We start from the raw sequence: 20,676 nt of genomic DNA, 5'->3' as shown, positions 1-20,676 counted from the left end.
TCCTTCTTACTTCTTGGACGGGGACTTGGGCCGCTGCGGACCCTTGCGCTGTCCGGACTGGGCCTTGCTGCGGGTACTTCCGCCGGGCTTCGCGTTGCCCTTCTTGGCAGCGGCGGCGGGCTTGACGTCGCCCTCGGGTTCCTCGGCCTTGGTCAGCGAGAGGGACTCGCCGGCCGCCTTCGCCGTACCACCCTGGCGCTGGGACTTGCTCTGCCGCTTGGGTTGCTGCCGCTTCGCGGCCTGGGCCGTCGTCGGGGAACCGTCCTCCGCCTGGACGGCGGCCGTGGCATCGCCCTTGATCACCGCACCGTCGGCCTGGGCCGCGAGGCCCACCTTGTTCAGACCGTTGATGAACTTGCGCTCGTACTCGTTACGGTCCCGGCCCTTGGCCACGATGGCCTTGACGATGGCACGCTCACGGCGGTTACGGGTCTTGCCGTGACGGGTGACGTGCTTGGAGAAACGCTCCAGGTACGCGGCCTGCGCCTTGGAACCCGGCGTCGGGTTGTTGTGGATGACGTACATCTGCTGGCCCATGGTCCACACGTTGGTGGTCAGCCAGTAGACGAGGACGCCGACGGGGAAGTTGATACCGAAGACGGCGAAGATGACGGGGAAGACGTACATCAGCATCTTCTGCTGCTGCATGAACGGCGTCTTCACCGTGGTGTCGACGTTCTTCGTCATCAGCTGGCGCTGCGTGTAGAACTGCGACAGCGACATCAGCACGATCATGAGCGCCGTGACGATGCGCACATCGGTCAGGGAGGCGTTGAGGGCCTCGACCTTGTCCGCATTGTCCGTGAACTTCGCCGCAAGCGGGGCACCGAAGATGTGCGCCTTCTGCGCGCTTTCCAGCAGACGCTCGTTGATCACGCCGACGGTGTCATTGGACGCGATGCTGTTGAGCACGTGGTACAGGGCGAAGAAGAACGGAGACTGCGCCAGGATGGGAAGGCACGAGGAGAGCGGGTTGGTACCCGCGTCCTTGTACAGCTTCATCATCTCTTCGGACTGGCGCTGCTTGTCGTTCTTGTAGCGCTCCTGGATCTTCTTCATCTCTGGCTGGAGCGTCTGCATCGCGCGTGTCGCCTTGATCTGCTTCACGAAGAGCGGGATCAGGCAGATACGGATCAGGATCACCAGGGACACGATGGACAGGCCCCAGGCCCACCCGGTGTCAGGACCGAAGATGGCCCCGTACACGCTGTGGAACTGGACGATGACCCAGGAGACAGGTGTCGTGATGAAGCTGAAGAGGCTGGCAATCGTGTCCACTAATCATGCTCCTTGGGCATGGGGCGAGGTCTCTGCGGCCGGGCTCGAAGAACTCGGAGTCTCGGGAGAGGTCCGTCCTTCGGTGGCCGGTTCGGCGGAGGCGGGCCCGCCCTTGCGTGCACGCCAGGCGTTACGCAGCATTTCGTGCCACCGCGGTCGCTTGCGTGGCGGGACATGGTCCACGCCACCCAGCGACCACGGATTGCACCGCAGGATGCGCCAGGCCGTGAGTGCTGTGCCCTTGATGGCACCGTGCCGGTCGATGGCCGTGTAGCCGTAGTGGGAACACGACGGGTAGTACTTGCATACAGGTCCGAGTAGGGGACTGATCGTCCACTGATAGAGCTTGATCAGAACCAGCAGCGGGTACTTCATCGCGTGCCCCCTCCCAGCAACCGCTGAAGAGCGGCGTCCAGGTCTTGGGCCAGTTGTGCATGGGCGGCGTCCCCCGCTCCGGGCAACGCTCGTACGACTACCAGGCTACCGGGGGGCAGCAGGGCGACTCGATCGCGCATCAGGTGGCGAAGTCTGCGCTTCACCTTGTTCCGCACGACCGCACCGCCCACCGCTTTGCTTACGACGAAACCCGCACGCGTCGGGGCAGCGTTCTCCCCAGACGCATGCGGGTCCGTGACACCGCTGCGTAGGTGTACGACGAGGTGCCGGCGTCCGGCCCGGCGTCCCCGTCGTACCGCGGTCGCGAAGTCCTCGCGCCGCCTCAGCCGGTTCTCGGTGGGCAGCACGACGTCATGACCTGATCAGGATCAGGCGGACAGACGGGCGCGACCCTTGTCACGGCGGGACGCAAGAATCGCGCGGCCGGCACGGGTACGCATACGCAGCCGGAAGCCGTGGGTCTTGGCGCGACGACGGTTGTTCGGCTGGAAGGTGCGCTTGCTCACTCGGGGGCTCCAGAAAGAGTTCGTAGATTGCGGGGTGCCGTCCTGGCTGTCACCGTGCGCCCACGAGTAGCTCGCGTTACGCCCGAGTGCACCGCTGACCGATCAACTTGCGCGATCTGTGCCCATCGGAGGCAGGCGGCAGCAGCCATCGACAACTCGACCTCGTCACGGTACGCGCGGCCACGCCGTTCGGTCAAACCAGCCGTCGCCGGGAGACACTTGTCCACAGGCTGGGGACAATGACTTGAACCGTACCGGCCGCCCTGACTACCGTGGATGAACTCCGATTCGTTCCTTTGTCCCTCCAGCACCCCCTTTTAGAACCCGACCCAACCCGTCCCTGAACCACACGTTCGAGGGACCTGCGAGAGAGCGTGCCCTGTGGCTGACGTACCTGCCGATCTTGCCGCAGTGTGGCCACGCGTACTGGAGCAGCTCCTCGGTGAGGGCCGGGGTCAGGGAGTGGAGGGGAAGGACGAACACTGGATCCGGCGCTGCCAGCCACTGGCGCTGGTCGCCGACACCGCCCTGCTCGCCGTGCCGAACGAGTTCGCCAAGGGCGTTCTCGAGGGCCGCCTGGCACCGGTCGTCAGCGAGAGCCTGAGCCGCGAGTGCGGGCGCCCCATCCGTATCGCCATCACCGTCGACGACTCCGCGGGAGAGCCTCCGGCCCCGCTCGCCCCCCGCCCTCAGCCACGCTACGAAGAACCCGAGCTCCCGCCGGCCCGGCAGGACCACCCTGAGCACCCTGACCGCCAGGACCGCCCGGACAGGCAGGAGCGCGAGCAGTACGAGGACTACGACAGCTACAAGGGCTACGGCCGGCGCCGCGCCGACCAGCATCCCGGGCCGCCCGGCGACCAACTCCCCACCGCCCGCCCTGCCTACCCCTCGGAGTACCAGCGACCGGAGCCCGGCTCCTGGCCCCGCCCGGCACAGGACGAGTACAGCTGGCAGCAGCAGCGCCTCGGCTTCCCGGACCGCGACCCGTACGCCTCGCCGTCCCAGGAAACGTACGGACCCCAGGACGGCTACGGTGGCGCGCCCTCGCAGGACTATCGTCCGCAGCCGATGGAACGCCCCTCCTACGACCAGCAGCGCTCCGGCTACGAGACATCACGCGCGAAGTACGACCGCGGCGACTACGACCAGCGCGACGCAGTCCGCCGCGAGCTGCCGGAGCCTCCCTCCGGCGCGGGTCACGTCCACCGTGGCGGCCCCGTCGGCCCGAACCTGCCCGCCAGCGGCGCGCCCGGTCCGCTGGCCGCGCAGCCCGCGCCGGCGACCGGCCCCGGTGAGCCGACCGCGCGGCTGAACCCGAAGTACCTCTTCGACACGTTCGTGATCGGCGCCTCCAACCGCTTCGCGCACGCTGCGGCGGTGGCGGTGGCCGAGGCCCCCGCGAAGGCGTACAACCCCCTCTTCATCTACGGGGAGTCCGGACTCGGCAAGACGCACCTGCTGCACGCGATCGGACACTACGCGCGCAGTCTCTACCCCGGCACCCGGGTGCGGTACGTGAGCTCGGAGGAGTTCACCAACGAGTTCATCAACTCCATCCGCGACGGCAAGGGCGACAGCTTCCGCAAGCGGTACCGGGAGATGGACATCCTGCTGGTCGACGACATCCAGTTCCTCGCGGACAAGGAGTCGACGCAGGAGGAGTTCTTCCACACCTTCAACACGCTGCACAACGCCAACAAGCAGATCGTGCTCTCCAGTGACCGGCCGCCCAAACAGCTGGTGACGCTGGAGGACCGGCTGCGGAACCGTTTCGAGTGGGGTCTGATCACCGACGTCCAGCCGCCGGAGCTGGAGACGCGGATCGCGATCCTGCGCAAGAAGGCGGTGCAGGAACAGCTCAACGCCCCGCCGGAGGTGCTGGAGTTCATCGCCTCCCGGATCTCGCGGAACATCCGTGAGCTGGAGGGCGCGCTGATCAGGGTGACGGCCTTCGCCTCGCTCAACCGGCAGCCGGTGGACCTCGGGCTCTCCGAGATCGTCCTGAAGGACCTGATGCCCGGCGGGGACAACTCCGCACCGGAGATCACCTCGACGGCCATCATGGGCGCGACCGCCGACTACTTCGGGCTCACGGTCGAAGACCTGTGCGGCACCTCGCGCGGACGCGCGCTGGTGACCGCGCGGCAGATCGCGATGTACCTGTGCCGCGAACTGACCGACCTGTCGCTGCCGAAGATCGGCGCGCTGTTCGGCGGCCGCGACCATACGACGGTGATGCACGCGGACCGGAAGATCCGCAATCTGATGGCGGAGCGGCGCTCCATCTACAACCAGGTCACAGAACTCACCAACCGCATCAAGGCCGGCTGAGGCCTCCCGGCGTCCGTACCCCAAGCAGGCACTCAGGCACCCACCGGCGACAAGGGCCCCCGCGGTACCGGGCCACCCGTCGCGGCCGCCAGGGGAGACCCGGCACCCGCCCACAGCATCCCTTGCTCCCCGGCCGGGCTCGCCCTCTCAGAACCGTCAGAACCGTCAGGCACCCAGGAAGGGCGTCCCCGGACCACATCCGGGGACGCCCTTCCTCGTACGCCCGCCGACTCACCGGCCCGCTCACCAGCAGAACCCGGAAAGGCCTAGCGCCTTCTCGCGCCTCCAGGAGCCGCCGAGACCCGCTGCCGCCCCCTCATCGCCCCACCTGCCCCATGTCGGCCCCACGTCGGTCCTCGCCTCTGCCCTCGGGACGATCCCCGGCCCCCGGCCATCCTCGAGGTCCTGTCCGCTGTTCCATTTCGGCACCGGGTTACGGCCTTCCTCCACAGATTGGGCAGGTTTTTCCCGTCCACATCCTGGGGACCGCGAAGTTATCCCGATCCTGTCCACAGGGCTGCCCCATGGGGCACTATCGGGCCAGGTCAACCGGTTGTGGATTCGTGGACAAGCGATCTCCACAGGCTGTGGACAAGACGGTAATCCACAGCCTGTGGATAAAGTTTTCCACCGGCAATCCACAGGCGGAGGCCGGTTGTCCCCAGCGATCATGCACTTCTCCACACGCCTGTCCACTGTTCGGCAACACGCTGCCTCCCCTCACCGGGTCGAGTGAAAGGCGTCACACCAAGGCGCCCAGGGGGCCTGTGGGAAAGACCGCCAAACCTGGGGACGAAGCTGGGGACAACTCGACCCACCCTGTGTACGGAGTGTGCAGAACTTTCTGTTCTCCACAGAAACCCCGAGTTGTCCACCGGCTCCGCCCACAGGGTCGGTGGACAAAATCTAGGCCCTGAGCTGGGAAAACGAGGTTATCCACCGTATCCACAGGCCCTACTACTACTCCCGACTAGAGAGAGTGAGGAATCCGTTTCGAAGGAGGCCCTGTGCACAACTCACCGCTTCTGCGCCGACTGCCCCTCGTCACGACTTGACCCGAGGGGCACCTACTGTCAGTGCTGTGCGTCAGACTGTTCCCGGTGTCCTTGCGCCTCCCAGAGGCCGAGCACACCGAGTCAGATGACGAAGGCGAAGCAGGGCGCGAGAACGCCGGCAATAGCAGGAGGCGGCTTACGGTGAAGATCCGGGTGGAACGCGACGTACTCGCGGAGGCAGTGGCCTGGGCGGCACGCAGCCTCCCGGCCCGTCCGCCGGCGCCGGTCCTCGCGGGCCTGCTGCTGAAGGCCGAGTCGGGACAGCTGAGCCTGTCCAGCTTCGACTACGAGGTCTCCGCGCGGGTCTCGGTGGAGACGGAGGTCGAGGAGGAGGGCACGGTGCTCGTCTCGGGCCGGCTGCTCGCCGACATCTGCCGTGCTCTCCCCAACCGGCCGGTGGAGATTTCCACAGACGGTGTACGGGCGACGGTGGTCTGCGGTTCCTCGCGGTTCACGCTCCACACCCTGCCGGTGGAGGAGTACCCGGCCCTGCCGCAGATGCCGAACGCGACGGGCACGGTGCCGGGTGAGGTCTTCGCGTCCGCCGTGCAGCAGGTCGCCATCGCGGCGGGCCGCGACGACACCCTGCCCGTCCTGACCGGTGTCCGCATCGAGATCGAGGGCGACACGGTGACCCTGGCCTCCACCGACCGCTACCGCTTCGCGGTCCGCGAGTTCCTGTGGAAGCCGGAGGACCCGGAGGCCTCGGCGGTCGCCCTGGTGCCCGCCAAGACGCTTCTGGACACCGCCAAGGCGCTGACCAGCGGCGACCAGGTGATCCTGGCGCTGTCCGGCTCGGGTGCGGGCGAGGGCCTGATCGGCTTCGAAGGCGCGGGTCGGCGCACCACCACGCGGCTGCTGGAAGGTGACCTTCCGAAGTACCGCACGCTGTTCCCGACCGAGTTCAACAGCGTTGCCGTCATCGAGACCGCCCCCTTCGTGGAGGCCGTCAAGCGTGTGGCTCTGGTCGCCGAGCGCAACACCCCGGTGCGGCTGAGCTTCGAGCAGGGTGTGCTCATCCTGGAGGCCGGTTCCAGTGACGACGCACAGGCTGTGGAGAGGGTCGACGCCCAGCTGGAGGGAGACGACATCTCGATCGCCTTCAACCCCACGTTCCTGCTGGACGGCCTGAGCGCCATCGACTCTCCGGTGGCCCAGCTGTCGTTCACCACCTCCACCAAGCCCGCGCTGCTCAGCGGCAGGCCCGCGGTGGACGCAGAGGCGGACGACGCCTACAAGTACCTGATCATGCCGGTGCGGCTCAGCGGCTGACCTCGCCCCGCCTGTCCAGGGCCGCCCGCACCGGTCCACAGGCGTGCACAGTCCTTCCGGGTCCGGGCGCCGGGCCGTGGGTGTGCCGGCTGCTGCCGGACCCGGAAGCGGCGAGAGGCGGCTGGTCGGCCGGTGTCGGTGAAACCGCAGGTGGGGGCGTGCGCATGAGCGCGTATGCCCACAGATGTGCGTGAGCGCCCGGGTTTAGGGTCGGGTCGGTACGTAAGTGCCGCGGCACGCTCGTGCCGCCACGCCACGTCGCAACCTAAGGAACACAACTGATGGAGCTCGGTCTCGTCGGCCTCGGCAAGATGGGCGGCAACATGCGCGAGCGGATTCGCCGCGCGGGCCACACCGTTCTCGGATACGACCGCAATCCGGACCTCGCCGATGTCCACAGCCTGGAAGAGCTTGTGGGCAAGCTCGAGGGTCCGCGCGTGGTCTGGGTGATGGTCCCGGCGGGCGAGGCCACCCAATCGACCATCGACGAACTCGCCGTGCTGCTGCAGCCCGGCGACGTCGTGGTGGACGGCGGCAACTCCCGCTGGACGGACGACGAGAAGCACGCCGAGGAGCTGGCGGCCAAGGGCATAGGCTTCGTCGACTGTGGGGTCTCCGGCGGCGTCTGGGGCCTGGACAACGGCTACGCGCTGATGTACGGCGGCGACAAGGAGCACGTCGCCAAGGTGCAGCCGGTCTTCGACGCCCTGAAGCCGGCGGGCGACTTCGGCTCGGTGCACGCCGGCAAGGCCGGTGCCGGCCACTTCGCCAAGATGGTCCACAACGGCATCGAGTACGCGATGATGCAGGCCTATGCCGAGGGCTGGGAGCTCCTGGAGAAGGTCGACTCGGTGACCGATGTCCGGGAGGTCTTCCGCTCCTGGCAGGAGGGCACGGTCATCCGCTCCTGGCTGCTCGACCTCGCGGTGAACGCGCTGCACGAGGACGAGCACCTGGAGGGCCTCCAGGGGTACGCACAGGACTCCGGTGAGGGACGCTGGACTGTGGAGGCCGCGCTCGACAACGCGGTCCCGCTGCCGGCGATCACCGCGTCGCTGTTCGCGCGGTTCTCCTCCCGTCAGGAGGACTCGCCGCAGATGAAGATGATCGCGGCGCTGCGCAACCAGTTCGGCGGCCACGCGGTCGAGAAGAAGTGATCCACGGAGAAGCACTCCACGAAACAGCCGGAGCGGCCACCGTCTGAGCAGGCGGGGCGGTTCCGGGGCCGCAGCCCACAGGGCCGCACGACGGTCCACAACGCCGGGGGAGGTCGGCGAACAACCATGCACGTCACGCACCTGTCGCTGGCCGATTTCCGGTCCTACCCTCGGGTCGAGGTCCCGCTCGATCCGGGGGTCACGGCCTTCGTCGGCCCCAATGGGCAGGGCAAGACGAATCTCGTCGAGGCGGTCGGTTATCTCGCCACTCTCGGCAGTCACCGTGTCTCCTCCGACACTCCGCTGGTCCGCATGGGTGCCGACCGCGCGATCATCCGGGCCCAGGTCCGCCAGGGCGAGCGGCAGCAGCTCGTCGAGCTGGAACTGAACCCGGGCCGCGCCAACCGCGCCCGGATCAACAGGTCCTCGCAGGTCAGGCCCCGGGACGTGCTGGGGATCGTCCGTACCGTCCTGTTCGCGCCCGAGGACCTCGCCCTGGTCAAGGGTGATCCCGGCGAGCGGCGTCGGTTCCTGGACGAGCTGATCACCGCCCGCTCCCCGCGCATGGCCGGTGTCCGCTCCGACTACGACCGTGTTCTCAAGCAGCGCAACACGTTGCTGAAGTCTGCAGCGCTGGCCCGCCGCCACGGCGGACGCACCATGGACCTGTCCACCCTCGACGTCTGGGACCAGCACCTCGCGCGTGTGGGTGCCGAACTGCTGGCCCGGCGACTGGACCTGATCGCCGCGATTCAGCCACTCGCCGACAAGGCGTACGAACAGCTCGCGCCGGGCGGCGGCCCCGTCGCCCTGGAGTACAAGTCGTCTGCGCCCGGTGAGGCGCACACGCGTGAGGACCTGTTCGAACAGTTGTCGGCCGCGCTCGCCGAGGCGCGCAAGCAGGAGGTCGAGCGGGGCGTCACCCTGGTCGGCCCGCACCGCGACGATCTGCTGCTCAATCTCGGCCGGCTGCCGGCCAAGGGCTATGCATCCCATGGCGAGTCCTGGTCCTACGCGCTGGCACTGCGCCTGGCCTCCTACGACCTGCTGCGCGCCGAGGGCAATGAGCCGGTGCTGATCCTCGACGACGTCTTCGCCGAGTTGGACGCCCGCCGTCGTGAGCGCCTTGCCGAGCTGGTCGCGCCCGGCGAGCAGGTGCTGGTGACCGCGGCGGTCGATGACGACGTCCCCCATGCGTTGTCGGGGACGCGGTTCGTGGTGGCCGAGGGGAGGGTGGAACGGGTATGAGCGAGCCTGGCAGGCCCGACGGAGCTCCCGGAGACCCTGGAGCTCCTCGGAAGGCGGCCCCTGAACCTTCGGGCGTCGACCTCGCGCGCGTGGCGTTGCGCGCGGCCAAGGAGGCGGCGCGCGCGCGGGGGGACGTGGCACAGCAGAAGAAACAGGCGCGGCGCGGTGGCCTGCGCTCGGGCGCGCGCGGGGACCGGCGCGACCCCATGGCGCTCGGCGCGGCGATCAACCGGTTGCTCACCGAACGTGGCTGGGAGACCCCGGCCGCGGTGGGCGGTGTGATGGGGCGCTGGCCCGAGATCGTAGGTGAGGACGTGGCCAAGCACTGTGAGCCGGAGCGTTACGACGAGGACGAGCGGGTGCTGGTCGTGCGTTGTGACTCCACCGCGTGGGCGACGAATCTGAGGTTGCTCGCCCCGACTCTGGTCGCCCGGCTGAACGAGGACCTGGGCCACGGCACAGTGAGGCTGATCAAGGTCAACGGACCGGGTGGCCCGGCCCGCCGCTACGGCCCGCTGCGCGCCCCCGGAAGTACTGGTCCCGGCGACACGTACGGGTGACCCAGACCCTTTCGAGCCATGTTCCGAGCCCTGTAACGGGTCTTCCGCCAGAGGGTGACCGACGTCACACCGAGAGCTTTCGTGGGTGCGTTCGATCCGTCGGCGCCCCTTTCGGCGCACCCCTGGGCGGGGTGCCGGATTGCCACCTGACTCGTAAGCAGCAAAGGGTGGACGCCCGGAAGCGCTAGGTGCCCTCGTGAGCCTCTTGGGGCCCCCATCCGTATATCGGGAGTCGGACGAGACCGGTTGAGGGCGGCACATGCGGACTCAGGCACCGGCAAACCCCCATCGATGTCCGAGCTACCGGTAGACTGGAAGCAATCCCGCCCCGATCGTGGGGACCGCCCGGGAAAAGCTGAGCAACGCTGATCAAGGCTTATCAACGCAACATGCCGCAGCCGCTCCGGCAACCCGCCGCCGAGCCAGGCTCGTGGTGTGCCAGAAAGGGCGCTTCGTGGCCGATTCCGGCAACCCCAACGAGAACATCCCGTCCACCGACACCGGCGAGAAGAACGAGGCGGCCGCCCTCAACGGCGAGATCACCGCTTCGTACGACGCCAGTGCCATCACCGTCCTCGAGGGTCTGGACGCGGTCCGCAAGCGACCCGGTATGTACATCGGTTCGACCGGCGAGCGAGGGCTGCACCACTTGGTGCAGGAGGTCGTCGACAACTCCGTCGACGAGGCTCTGGCCGGGTACGCGGACACGATCGATGTGACGATCCTGGCCGACGGCGGTGTCCGGGTCGTCGACAACGGCCGGGGCATCCCGGTGGGGATCGTCCCTTCGGAGAACAAGCCGGCCGTCGAGGTCGTGCTGACCGTGCTGCACGCGGGCGGCAAGTTCGGCGGCGGCGGATACGCGGTCTCCGGCGGCCTGCACGGCGTCGGTGTCTCCGTGGTGAACGCCCTGTCGAGCAGGATCTCCGTCGAGATCAAGCGCGACGGCCACCGCTGGACGCAGGACTACAAGCTGGGTGTCCCCACGGCCCCGCTGGTCCAGCAGGAGGCCACGGACGAGACCGGGACCACGGTCACCTTCTGGGCCGACGCGGACATCTTCGAGACCACCGAGTACTCCTTCGAGACGCTTTCGCGGCGTTTCCAGGAGATGGCGTTCCTCAACAAGGGCCTGCGGATCAACCTCGCCGACGAGCGGGAGTCGGCGAAGGCCACCGCCGGGGCGGACGAGGCGGGCGAGGACGAGAAGCACGAGGTCAAGGCCGTCTCGTACCACTACGAGGGCGGCATCGTCGACTTCGTGAAGTACCTCAACTCCCGCAAGGGCGACGTGGTGCACCCCACTGTGATCGACCTCGAGGCCGAGGACAAGGAGAAGCTCCTGTCCCTCGAGGTCGCCATGCAGTGGAACAGCGGCTACACCGAAGGCGTCTACTCCTTCGCCAACATCATCCACACCCATGAGGGCGGTACGCACGAAGAGGGCTTCCGCGCGGCGATGACCTCGCTCATCAACAAGTACGCGCGCGACAAGAAGCTGCTGCGGGAGAAGGACGACAACCTCACGGGCGACGACATCCGTGAGGGTCTGACGGCGATCATCTCGGTCAAGCTGAGCGAGCCCCAGTTCGAGGGCCAGACCAAGACCAAGCTCGGCAACACCGAGGTGAAGACCTTCGTCCAGAAGGTCATCTACGAGCGCCTCGCCGACTGGCTGGACCGCAACCCCAACGAAGCCGCGGACATCGTCCGCAAGGGCATCGCGGCGGCCACCGCGCGTGTGGCGGCCCGCAAGGCCCGCGATCTGACCCGCCGCAAGGGGCTGCTGGAGTCGGCGTCCCTGCCGGGCAAGCTCTCGGACTGCCAGTCGAACGACCCCACCAAGTGCGAGATCTTCATTGTCGAGGGTGACTCCGCCGGCGGCTCGGCCAAGTCCGGCCGGAACCCGCAGTACCAGGCGATCCTCCCGATCCGGGGCAAGATCCTCAACGTCGAGAAGGCGCGCATCGACCGGATCCTGCAGAACCAGGAGATCCAGGCGATGATCTCCGCGTTCGGCACCGGTGTGCACGAGGACTTCGACATCGAGAAGCTCCGCTATCACAAGATCATCCTGATGGCGGACGCCGACGTCGACGGCCAGCACATCAACACTCTGCTGCTGACGTTCCTGTTCCGCTTCATGCGGCCGCTGGTCGAGGCCGGGCACGTGTTCCTCTCCCGTCCCCCGCTCTACAAGATCAAGTGGGGCCGGGAGGACTTCGAGTACGCGTACTCCGACCGCGAGCGCGACGCGCTGATCGAGCTGGGCCGTCAGGCCGGCAAGCGCATCCGTGAGGACTCCGTCCAGCGCTTCAAGGGCCTCGGCGAGATGAACGCCGAGGAACTGCGCATCACCACGATGGACCAGGAGCACCGTGTCCTCGGCCAGGTCACCCTGGACGACGCCGCGCAGGCCGACGACCTGTTCTCCGTCCTCATGGGCGAGGACGTGGAGGCGCGCCGCCAGTTCATCCAGCGCAATGCCAAGGACGTCCGCTTCCTCGACATCTGAGTCGGTCTCAGCTGACCGCACCAGGAAGGATCTTCACCAGCAATGACCGACGAGAACATTCCCGCCATGTCCGAAGAGAACGGCATCGTCATGCGCGTCGAGCCCGTCGGGCTCGAGACGGAGATGCAGCGTTCGTACCTCGACTACGCGATGTCCGTCATCGTCTCGCGTGCGCTGCCGGACGTCCGTGACGGGCTCAAGCCCGTCCACCGCCGTGTGCTGTACGCCATGTACGACGGCGGCTACCGGCCCGAGCGCGGCTTCTACAAATGCGCGCGTGTGGTCGGCGACGTCATGGGCAACTACCACCCGCACGGCGACTCCTCGATCTACGACGCGCTGGTCCGCCTCGCGCAGCCGTGGTCGATGCGGATGCCGCTGGTGGACTCCAACGGCAACTTCGGCTCCCCGGGCAACGACCCCGCGGCGGCCATGCGGTACACCGAGTGCAAGATGGCGCCGCTGTCGATGGAGATGGTCCGCGACATCGACGAGGAGACCGTCGACTTCAAGGACAACTACGACGGCCGCTCCCAGGAGCCGACCGTCCTGCCGGCCCGCTTCCCGAACCTGCTGATCAACGGATCGGCCGGTATCGCGGTCGGTATGGCGACCAACATCCCGCCGCACAGCCTGCGCGAGGTCGCGGCCGGCGCCCAGTGGTACCTGGAACACCACGAGTCGTCGAACGAGGAACTGCTCGACGCGCTCCTCGAGCGCATCAAGGGCCCCGACTTCCCCACCGGCGCCCTCGTGGTGGGCCGCAGTGGCATCGAGGAGGCGTACCGGACGGGCCGCGGGTCGATCACCATGCGCGCGGTGGTCGAGGTCGAGGAGATCCAGAACCGCCAGTGCCTGGTGGTCACCGAGCTGCCGTACCAGACCAACCCCGACAACCTCGCGCAGAAGATCGCCGACCTGGTGAAGGACGGCAAGGTCGGCGGTATCGCGGACGTCCGTGACGAGACGTCGTCCCGCACCGGCCAGCGCCTGGTCATCGTGCTCAAGCGGGACGCGGTCGCCAAGGTCGTCCTGAATAACCTCTACAAGCACACCGACCTGCAGACCAACTTCGGCGCCAACATGCTGGCACTGGTCGACGGCGTGCCGCGCACGCTCTCCCTGGATGCGTTCATCCGCCACTGGGTGAACCACCAGATCGAGGTCATCGTCCGCCGTACGCGCTTCAGGCTGCGCAAGGCCGAGGAGCGCGCACACATCCTGCGTGGCCTGCTGAAGGCCCTGGACGCCATCGACGAGGTCATCGCGCTGATCCGGCGCAGCGACACCGTCGAGATCGCGCGCGGGGGCCTGATGGGCCTCCTGGAGATCGACGAGATCCAGGCCAACGCGATCCTGGAGATGCAGCTCCGCCGGCTGGCGGCACTGGAACGCCAGAAGATCGTCCAGGAGCACGACGAACTTCAGACGAAGATCAACGACTACACCGAGATCCTCGCCTCCCCGGTCCGCCAGCGCGGGATCGTCAGCGCGGAACTGGCCGCGCTCGTGGAGAAGTACGGGGACGACCGCAAGACGAAGCTGATCCCCTATGAGGGCGACATGTCCATCGAGGACCTGATCGCCGAAGAGGACATCGTCGTCACGGTCACGCGCGGTGGTTACATCAAGCGCACCAAGGCCGATGACTACCGGGCCCAGAAGCGTGGTGGCAAGGGCGTACGGGGCGCGAAGCTCAAGGAAGACGACATCGTCAACCACTTCTTCGTGTCCACCACGCACCACTGGCTGCTGTTCTTCACCAACAAGGGCCGGGTCTACCGGGCCAAGGCGTACGAGCTGCCCGACGCAGGCCGGGACGCGCGCGGACAGCACGTGGCGAACCTGCTGGCCTTCCAGCCGGACGAGGCGATCGCCCAGATCCTCGCGATCCGTGACTACGAGGCGGCGCCCTACCTGGTTCTTGCCACCAAGGCCGGCCTGGTGAAGAAGACATCGCTGAAGGATTACGATTCGCCGCGTGCGGGCGGTGTGATCGCGATCAACCTGCGGGAGCAGGAGGACGGCGCCGATGACGAACTGATCGGGGCCGAGCTCGTATCGCCAGAAGATGATCTACTACTGATCAGCAAGAAGGCGCAGTCGATCAGGTTCACCGCGACGGATGAGACTTTGCGACCCATGGGCCGTGCGACTTCAGGTGTAAAGGGTATGAGTTTCCGCGAAGGGGACGAACTGCTCTCGATGAATGTTGTTCGACCCGGTACGTTCGTGTTCACTGCCACAGACGGTGGGTACGCGAAGCGGACCGCTGTCGACGAGTACCGCGTCCAGGGCCGCGGCGGCCTCGGTATCAAGGCCGCCAAGATCGTAGAGGATCGTGGAACCCTCGTCGGCGCGCTGGTGGTCGAGGAGACCGACGAGATCCTCGCCATCACGCTGTCGGGCGGTGTGATTCGTACGCGGGTCAGCGGGGTCAGGGAGACGGGCCGTGACACCATGGGCGTCCAACTGATCAATCTGGGCAAGCGCGATGCCGTGGTCGGCATCGCCCGTAACGCCGAGGCGGGACGCGAAGCGGAGGAAGTCGACGGCGACGTGGCCGTGGACGAGACCGATGAAGGTGCCGTGACCACCGGCACGGACGAGGGTGAGGCGCCCTCGGCTGAGTAGCACGAGGAGTGAGTCAGCGTGAGCGGAGCCACGGGCACCGGACCGACCGGTACCAGTACGGGCACGGACGGCGGTGGCCGTGGCTCTGCCGCACGGGCGACAGATCCGCACACGACCAACCTGAAAGCGATCAAGTCGCCCGGCAAGGACTCGCCTTCGTCCGACAGACATGGATCCCAGGGGGGAACTGTGACGGACACCCGAGGCCAGCAGCAGAGCGCGCCCGGACAGGGCGGCGCTGCTCACACGGCCTCACCGCTGCCGGGGGAACGGCAGTCGCAGCAACAGGCGGGGCCGTACCACCCGCCGCAGGCCTACACCGCGCAGGACGGTACAGCAGGGGGTCAGGCCGGCGCGGTACGCCGCCCACGCACCGGGGCGCGCACCACACCGCGCGTGCGCAAGGCGCGCCTGCGGGTGGCCAAGGCCGACCCCTGGTCGGTGATGAAGGTCAGCTTCCTGCTCTCCATCGCCCTGGGCATCTGCACGATCGTCGCGTCGGCGGTGCTGTGGATGGTCATGGACGCGATGGGTGTCTTCTCCACCGTCGGCGGCACGATCTCCGAGGCGACCGGCTCCAACGAGTCGAACGGCTTCGACCTCCAGTCGTTCCTGTCGCTGCCCAACGTGCTGCTGTTCACGACGATCATCGCGGTCATCGACGTCGTCCTGGCGACGGCCCTGGCGACCCTCGGCGCGTTCATCTACAACCTTTCCGCGGGCTTCGTGGGCGGCGTCGAGCTGACGCTGGCCGAGGACGAGTGAGCGGCGCTCAGCGCTTTCCCGACCTGCTCCTACCGCCCTGCGGCAACCGATTTTGGGACTGCCCCGGTCGTGCGCTAATCTTCAGTAGTCAGCGCGCGGGACATGTACCGCAGAGCGCGGCGGGGCTATAGCTCAGTTGGTTAGAGCGCATCCCTGATAAGGATGAGGCCACAGGTTCAAATCCTGTTAGCCCCACATCACTGCGAGACCCCCGGTCGATACGGCCGGGGGTTTTCGGTGTCCCCGGGGACTTCCGCGTGCGGTGCGGTGCGGTGTTGGTGTGCCGTGTCCGGTGCGAGGTGTGGCCGGCGGAGCTCACTGGTGGGTGGAGCGGGGCCGGGGCGCCCGCGGTCGGCATCGGGCGGCGTGGGGGTGGCCGATGCGGTCGTGGTGACCCTGTTCCGCCTGGACTCGTTTCCATCGTTCTGTCGTCCGACCCCACCCCACCCTGTCCCGTCGCGTCGTGGGGCGTGGCCTGGACGCCCTTCCTTCGCGTCCTTCGCCGCTGTGGCAGGGGACCGGGGTGTGCGGTTGCCCCTTGGACCCTGATGATCCGGTGAGTGGGTGGGGGCGTCGGGGTGGGCGCATGGGGAAGCCCGGCAGCTCGTGTTCGAGCTGCCGGGCTGTTCTTCGCGTGCCGTTGGGGCTGTACGCGAGTTCGCCGGGACTTCGGGGAGCCGGAACGGCACGGAAGGGGTGCTGGCGGGTGCGGGGCTCCGGGGCTCAGCGCTGGAGCGGGACGCGGCCTCTGAGGGGTTCCGTCGGGGGCGGGGTGTCGTCGTCGGAGCAGGACGTGGAGGGGGCCGGATCAGGGTCCGGGGCCGGGTCCGGGTTCGCGAGCGGGCGGTGGCGGCAGCCGGGGGATGCGCCGTGGGCCTCCGCGCGGATGCGCTGTTTCATCGTGGGGGGCAGGGCCCTCGCATGGGACCAGGGCCGGACGGACGTCGCCGGCGCCGTCGCGTCCGGGGCGCGCTCGCTGTTGCGCGCCGTCTCGGTCCGGGGTACGGCCGCGGAGGCGGTCGTGGTGATGAATCCGAGCGCCGTGCACAGCGCGAGGAAGGCGGTGATGATGGCGGTCCACAGCTTCATGACCTTGTTCCGGGCCATGGCCCCTCACTTTCGGGTCGGGCGATTTGCGTACTTTCCTCATGATGTGTATGCGGGCCGCGAAGTGGTGGACCTGCGTACGTGGCGCGTCGATGTTCAGATGAACACCACCCGGATGGGCGCAAGGGGGTCGAAAAGCGGAAGATCATGGAGGGAGGTGGCTGAAATCACCGACCGTGTGGGGGTGGCAACCCTCCGGCCCGGCCGCTGTTTCCTGCTTCTACTGCGCGGCCCGAGAGGGGAGTTGACGGGCCGATGCAGGTCACCGATCGGTCTCGGCCGGTGTGTATAGTCGGGCGCCAGAGGTCCCCTACGTCAAGAAAGACGAGGTCGCGCGGTGAAGAAGCTTCTCCTGGTCGCACTGGCCGCCATCGGCGGGCTCCTCGTGTACCGCCAGATCCAGGCGGATCGCGCCGAGCAGGATCTGTGGACGGAGGCGACTGACTCCGTGCCCACGGGTTCGTGAGTACCGACATACGACGCTGAACAGACCCCGGCCGCACTCGCGGCCGGGGTTTTTGTGTGGTGTGGGGCCTTGCCGACGGGCCTTGTCCGCGGGGCAGGATGGTCACGGTGCGACGTCCGGCGACGACGAGGAGTGGCGCGTGAGGGCACGGCGGTGTACTGCGTGGGGACGGCGTGCACGGGCGGCGAGGGGCGGCCGGATCCCGGTGGCCGGACGCGCGGGAGTGGTGATGCTCGCCGCGGTGCTGCTGACGGGCGTGCCGGGCGTGCCGGGCGTGCCGGGCGTGCCCACGGGGCAGGAGGCGGTTGCCGCAGAGGCCCCTGGGAGCTACGCCTTCGAGGAGGACGCGCCGCGGGTCGAAGGATCCCTGAGCACCGCGGACGCCGTACAGCTGGAGACCGGCCGCACCTATCGGAGCACCCTCCCGGCGAGCGGCCCGGTCCACTACCGCCTGGAACTCGACGACGCCTCGAACGTCTATGCCTCCGCCACCGCCGTCCCGCCGGGCGGCGGTGGCGCCGCTGTCATCGACGGCGTCAAGGTGTCCGTACAGGACGGTGACGGGCGCTCCTGCGGCGTGGACACGGCGACCTTCGGCGCCGCCGCCAGCCCGCATCCGGTCGCGGCGTGGGCCGCGCGGGAGATCTCTCCCCGGCGGTTCCTCTGCAAGGACGCCGGTACGTACTACATGATCGTCGAACGCGCGGATCCGGACGGCAAGGGCGCCTCCCCCGATGCCTGGGAGCTGGAGCTCACCACCGTGTCGGAACCGCGGCCGGTGCGGGCCGGTGCGACGACCGCGCCGGACGCGTGGAACTCCGCCTCGCCCGAACCCGTCGCCGGGGAGGCCCGACGGCGTGCCGGCGGCGCCGGTTTCACCGAGGCCACCCCACTCGGTGAGGGAGTCTGGCGGGACGACATCAGACCCGGCCGAACGCTCTTCTACAAGGTCCCGGTCGCCTGGGGCCGACAGCTCAACGCCACCGCCGAACTGGGCAGTTCGAGCTCGGGAGGGGCCGGATTCGTCCCCGCCGCACTGGACCTGGACCTCTACAATCCCGTACGCGGACATGTCGCGGACGTGGGCATCGGCTACGACGGCAGGCAGAAGTCGGGCAGCCTCTCCCCGCTGCCCCCCGTCGCGTACGCCAATCGCCACGCGCCCAACAGCCAGGTCGCGGCGATGCGTTTCGCCGGCTCGTACTACCTCGTCGCGCACCTCGCGGAGAAGGTCGCGGACGACTTCGGCGACGGGCCTGTCCCGCTGACGCTGCGGGTACGCGTGAGCGGGACGGCGCAGGACGGGCCCGGATACGCGGGGGAGTCCGTGCCGTCGGACGTCTTCGCGGCCGGTGGGCAGGACCACGAGGCGGCGCTGGACGGGCCGCAGGCGGATGGGTCAGCGAACGACGACACCGTGATGACGGCGCTCGCGGTGGGCGGTATCGGCACCGGCAGCGCACTGCTGGTGGGCCTCGGGGTGTGGACCGCGGTGGCGCGGCGGAGAACCGTCTTCCCGGGCTAGAAAGGCAGTTGCCGGGACGGCGGTCCGTGGAGCGGCAGGGGTTTCAGATGCGGGTGAGCGCCCAGAACCCCACGGCGTAACAGGCCAGGGCCAGGAGCAGGAGAGGGACTGCCACTCGCGCGGGAGGGCCGGGACGGCGACGACGTCGGCTGCCCGCTCCGTGCCGTGGCCCCGCCCTGCCCTGGGAGGGGGCATCAGGGACCCCGGCGGTGTATTCGGCGGTGGAGGGATCGGCGCGGTGCGACATGGGGCGGGAACGCGTGGACGTCCGGGGCAGGGGGGAGCGCAGCGGGTGGGTGGGGTCGTGAGGAGATACGGGGGACACGGAGCCGGAGTGGGCGACCTGCGAATGCGCGTTGTACGGCGGCTGGGGCAGCCCCGGTACCCGAGGCGGTGCCGGTAACGAAGCCTGTGGCTGCGCCGCCGGCGTGGGCGCGTGACGCGGCGGAGCGGGCGAGGGCGAGGGGGTGACCGTGGCCCGGGGCGGTGGCAGGTGGAAGCTGCCGGTGTCCGACATGGAGGGCGGCTGCGGGGGGACGGAGGGTGCCGGAGGCGGGACGATGCCGGAGGCGGGTGGCCAGGTGGTGTGGGGGGCGGAATGCGGCGCCGGGGTGGTGCCCTGGAGCGGGTCGGCGGAACCGGTACCGCTTCCCATGGAGGATGAACCGGGTAACGCCGGAGTGCTGTGGTCTCCGCCGAAGGGCTGGAACACCGGGCTCGCCATTCCGGCACCTGGTGTTCCGGCACTTGGTGTTCCGGCGCCCGCCGGTCCGAGGTCCCCCGGCCGGGCGTTCCCCGGGCGGCCCGTCTCCCCGTGCTCCGGATGTCGCTCCTCCGCTCCGGGGCGGCCCCTGCCCCGGCCCCGTTCCGATCGCACGCCCGAGGCCGCCTTCAGCGGGCCGTCGGGGCCGAAGCCCGCGGGAAGCGGGCCGAGTTGGTCGAAGATCTCGATCACTTCGTCGTCGGGCCCAGGCCCCGGGAGCAGCTCCCTGGCCGCCGCCAAGGCCTTGCGCGCCCCCGTGGCCGTACGGAACCGCGCCTGCGGGTCCGGCTGCAGCAGAGTGGCCACGACCTGCCACAGCGGCTCGGGGACGTCCTGGGGAGCCCCGGGCGTCCCGTGTTCGTCGAAGTACTGGATGAGGGCCTTGGCATCCGGTTTGGCGCCCTCCAGCAGATACAGCGCGACCAGGCCCACGGCGAACAGGTCTGCGGGGAAATCCGGTTCGGAGCCCATCATCTGCTCCGGCGCGAGATAACCGGGCGTGCCCACCACCAGGTCGGCCTCGGTCAGGCGGGGCTCTCCGAGCCGCATGGCGATGCCGAAGTCGGACAGCCGCAGCCGCGGCGTGCCCGTGCCGGTGGCCTCCAGGAGGATGTTGGCGGGCTTGATGTCGCGGTGGACGACGCCTTCCGTGTGCACCGCGGTGAGCCCCGCCAGGAGCTGGTCGAGCAGGGTGCTGACGAACACCGGCGGCAGGGGACCGTAGTCGCCGATGAGGTGGACCAGCGAACCGCCGGCGACCAGGTCCATGGTGAACAGAACCTTGTCGTCGTCGGCGGCCCAACTGGTCGGGGCGAGCACATGGGGGTGGTCGATCCGCAGGGCCTGCTCGCGCACGAAACGGAGCAGGGAGTGGGCGTCGCTCTGCAGCAGGACCTTGGCGGCCGCGTAACGGCGGCGACGGTGGTCCCAGGCACGCCAGACGGCACCGACCCCTCCGCGCCCGATCGGGTCGGCCAGTTCGTACCGGCCGGCAAAGACCTCACCCATGACTGTGCGTCGCTCCTCCCCCAGCGGTGCCGTGCCTGGTCCTGCCCTACCCCTTCTGGCTCACGTTCTGCCTCACGCCGACTGCTT

Annotated in this window: 16 protein-coding genes and 1 tRNA gene; 11 read left to right on the top strand and 6 right to left on the bottom strand. The window is 68.5% G+C overall.

Going from position 1 to position 20,676, the window contains the following annotated elements:
- Nucleotides 1–6: 6 nt before the first annotated feature.
- Genes yidC through rpmH form a run of 4 tightly spaced genes read right to left on the bottom strand, consistent with a single transcriptional unit; the run spans nucleotide 7 to nucleotide 2,180 of the window.
- A complete protein-coding gene (yidC, locus tag V4Y04_RS18520; RefSeq protein WP_332429322.1) occupies nucleotides 7–1,278 on the bottom strand; it encodes a membrane protein insertase YidC in 1,272 nt (423 codons plus the stop codon).
- A 3-nt stretch (nucleotides 1,279–1,281) separates the two neighbouring features.
- Nucleotides 1,282–1,653, bottom strand: coding sequence for a membrane protein insertion efficiency factor YidD (gene yidD, locus V4Y04_RS18515; protein ID WP_332429321.1), 372 nt, complete (start codon nucleotides 1,651–1,653; stop codon nucleotides 1,282–1,284).
- Nucleotides 1,650–2,021 carry a ribonuclease P protein component gene (gene rnpA, locus V4Y04_RS18510; RefSeq protein WP_332429320.1) on the bottom strand — a complete coding sequence of 124 codons (372 nt, stop codon included), beginning with the start codon at nucleotides 2,019–2,021 and terminating at the stop codon, nucleotides 1,650–1,652. Before rnpA ends, yidD begins: the two co-directional genes overlap by 4 nt.
- Before the next feature lie 21 nt (nucleotides 2,022–2,042).
- Nucleotides 2,043–2,180 (bottom strand): 50S ribosomal protein L34, encoded by a 138-nt coding sequence (rpmH, locus tag V4Y04_RS18505; RefSeq protein ID WP_073787211.1) that lies wholly within the window; start codon nucleotides 2,178–2,180, stop codon nucleotides 2,043–2,045.
- Between the two features lie 381 nt (nucleotides 2,181–2,561).
- On the opposite strand from rpmH, the gene dnaA reads away from it, so the two are divergent.
- From dnaA to V4Y04_RS18460, 9 genes are all read left to right on the top strand, one after another.
- On the top strand, nucleotides 2,562–4,514 hold the full coding sequence (gene dnaA / locus V4Y04_RS18500) for a chromosomal replication initiator protein DnaA (protein WP_332429319.1): 1,953 nt from the start codon (nucleotides 2,562–2,564) through the stop codon (nucleotides 4,512–4,514).
- Nucleotides 4,515–5,710: 1,196 nt separating this feature from the next.
- Nucleotides 5,711–6,841 carry a DNA polymerase III subunit beta gene (dnaN, locus tag V4Y04_RS18495; protein WP_332429318.1) on the top strand — a complete coding sequence of 377 codons (1,131 nt, stop codon included), beginning with the start codon at nucleotides 5,711–5,713 and terminating at the stop codon, nucleotides 6,839–6,841.
- 281 nt (nucleotides 6,842–7,122) lie between these two features.
- Nucleotides 7,123–7,998, top strand: a complete 876-nt coding sequence (gene gnd / locus V4Y04_RS18490; protein WP_332429317.1) for a phosphogluconate dehydrogenase (NAD(+)-dependent, decarboxylating) — start codon at nucleotides 7,123–7,125, stop codon at nucleotides 7,996–7,998.
- 126 nt (nucleotides 7,999–8,124) lie between these two features.
- Entirely contained in the window at nucleotides 8,125–9,246 is a 1,122-nt protein-coding gene (recF, locus tag V4Y04_RS18485) for a DNA replication/repair protein RecF (protein ID WP_332429316.1), read from the top strand.
- The gene (locus tag V4Y04_RS18480; RefSeq protein WP_332429315.1) at nucleotides 9,243–9,806 is read left to right on the top strand and encodes a DUF721 domain-containing protein; all 564 of its coding nucleotides are present in this window, start codon (nucleotides 9,243–9,245) and stop codon (nucleotides 9,804–9,806) included. Before recF ends, V4Y04_RS18480 begins: the two co-directional genes overlap by 4 nt.
- Before the next feature lie 454 nt (nucleotides 9,807–10,260).
- Entirely contained in the window at nucleotides 10,261–12,321 is a 2,061-nt protein-coding gene (gyrB, locus tag V4Y04_RS18475; RefSeq protein WP_332429314.1) for a DNA topoisomerase (ATP-hydrolyzing) subunit B, read from the top strand.
- A 42-nt stretch (nucleotides 12,322–12,363) separates the two neighbouring features.
- On the top strand, nucleotides 12,364–14,955 hold the full coding sequence (gene gyrA / locus V4Y04_RS18470) for a DNA gyrase subunit A (RefSeq protein WP_332429313.1): 2,592 nt from the start codon (nucleotides 12,364–12,366) through the stop codon (nucleotides 14,953–14,955).
- An 18-nt stretch (nucleotides 14,956–14,973) separates the two neighbouring features.
- The gene (locus V4Y04_RS18465) at nucleotides 14,974–15,720 is read left to right on the top strand and encodes a DUF3566 domain-containing protein (protein WP_332429312.1); all 747 of its coding nucleotides are present in this window, start codon (nucleotides 14,974–14,976) and stop codon (nucleotides 15,718–15,720) included.
- 121 nt (nucleotides 15,721–15,841) lie between these two features.
- Nucleotides 15,842–15,915 (top strand) — tRNA-Ile (locus V4Y04_RS18460).
- Nucleotides 15,916–16,443: 528 nt separating this feature from the next.
- Here V4Y04_RS18460 and V4Y04_RS18455 read toward each other — a convergent pair.
- A complete protein-coding gene (locus V4Y04_RS18455) occupies nucleotides 16,444–16,827 on the bottom strand; it encodes a DUF6344 domain-containing protein (RefSeq protein WP_332429311.1) in 384 nt (127 codons plus the stop codon).
- Nucleotides 16,828–17,164: 337 nt separating this feature from the next.
- On the opposite strand from V4Y04_RS18455, the gene V4Y04_RS18450 reads away from it, so the two are divergent.
- Both V4Y04_RS18450 and V4Y04_RS18445 read left to right on the top strand, forming a co-directional pair.
- Nucleotides 17,165–17,293, top strand: coding sequence for a DLW-39 family protein (locus V4Y04_RS18450; RefSeq protein WP_003999697.1), 129 nt, complete (start codon nucleotides 17,165–17,167; stop codon nucleotides 17,291–17,293).
- 205 nt (nucleotides 17,294–17,498) lie between these two features.
- A complete protein-coding gene (locus tag V4Y04_RS18445; RefSeq protein WP_332429310.1) occupies nucleotides 17,499–18,818 on the top strand; it encodes a hypothetical protein in 1,320 nt (439 codons plus the stop codon).
- Nucleotides 18,819–18,861: 43 nt separating this feature from the next.
- On the opposite strand, the gene V4Y04_RS18440 is transcribed toward V4Y04_RS18445, so the two are convergent.
- Nucleotides 18,862–20,589 (bottom strand): serine/threonine-protein kinase, encoded by a 1,728-nt coding sequence (locus tag V4Y04_RS18440; protein ID WP_332429309.1) that lies wholly within the window; start codon nucleotides 20,587–20,589, stop codon nucleotides 18,862–18,864.
- Nucleotides 20,590–20,676 lie beyond the last annotated feature (87 nt).

The sequence above is a fragment of the Streptomyces sp. P9-A2 genome (assembly GCF_036634175.1).
In the GTDB taxonomy this organism is placed as follows: Bacteria; Actinomycetota; Actinomycetes; order Streptomycetales; family Streptomycetaceae; genus Streptomyces; species Streptomyces pratens.
This window is presented reverse-complemented; position numbering and strand designations above follow the sequence as displayed.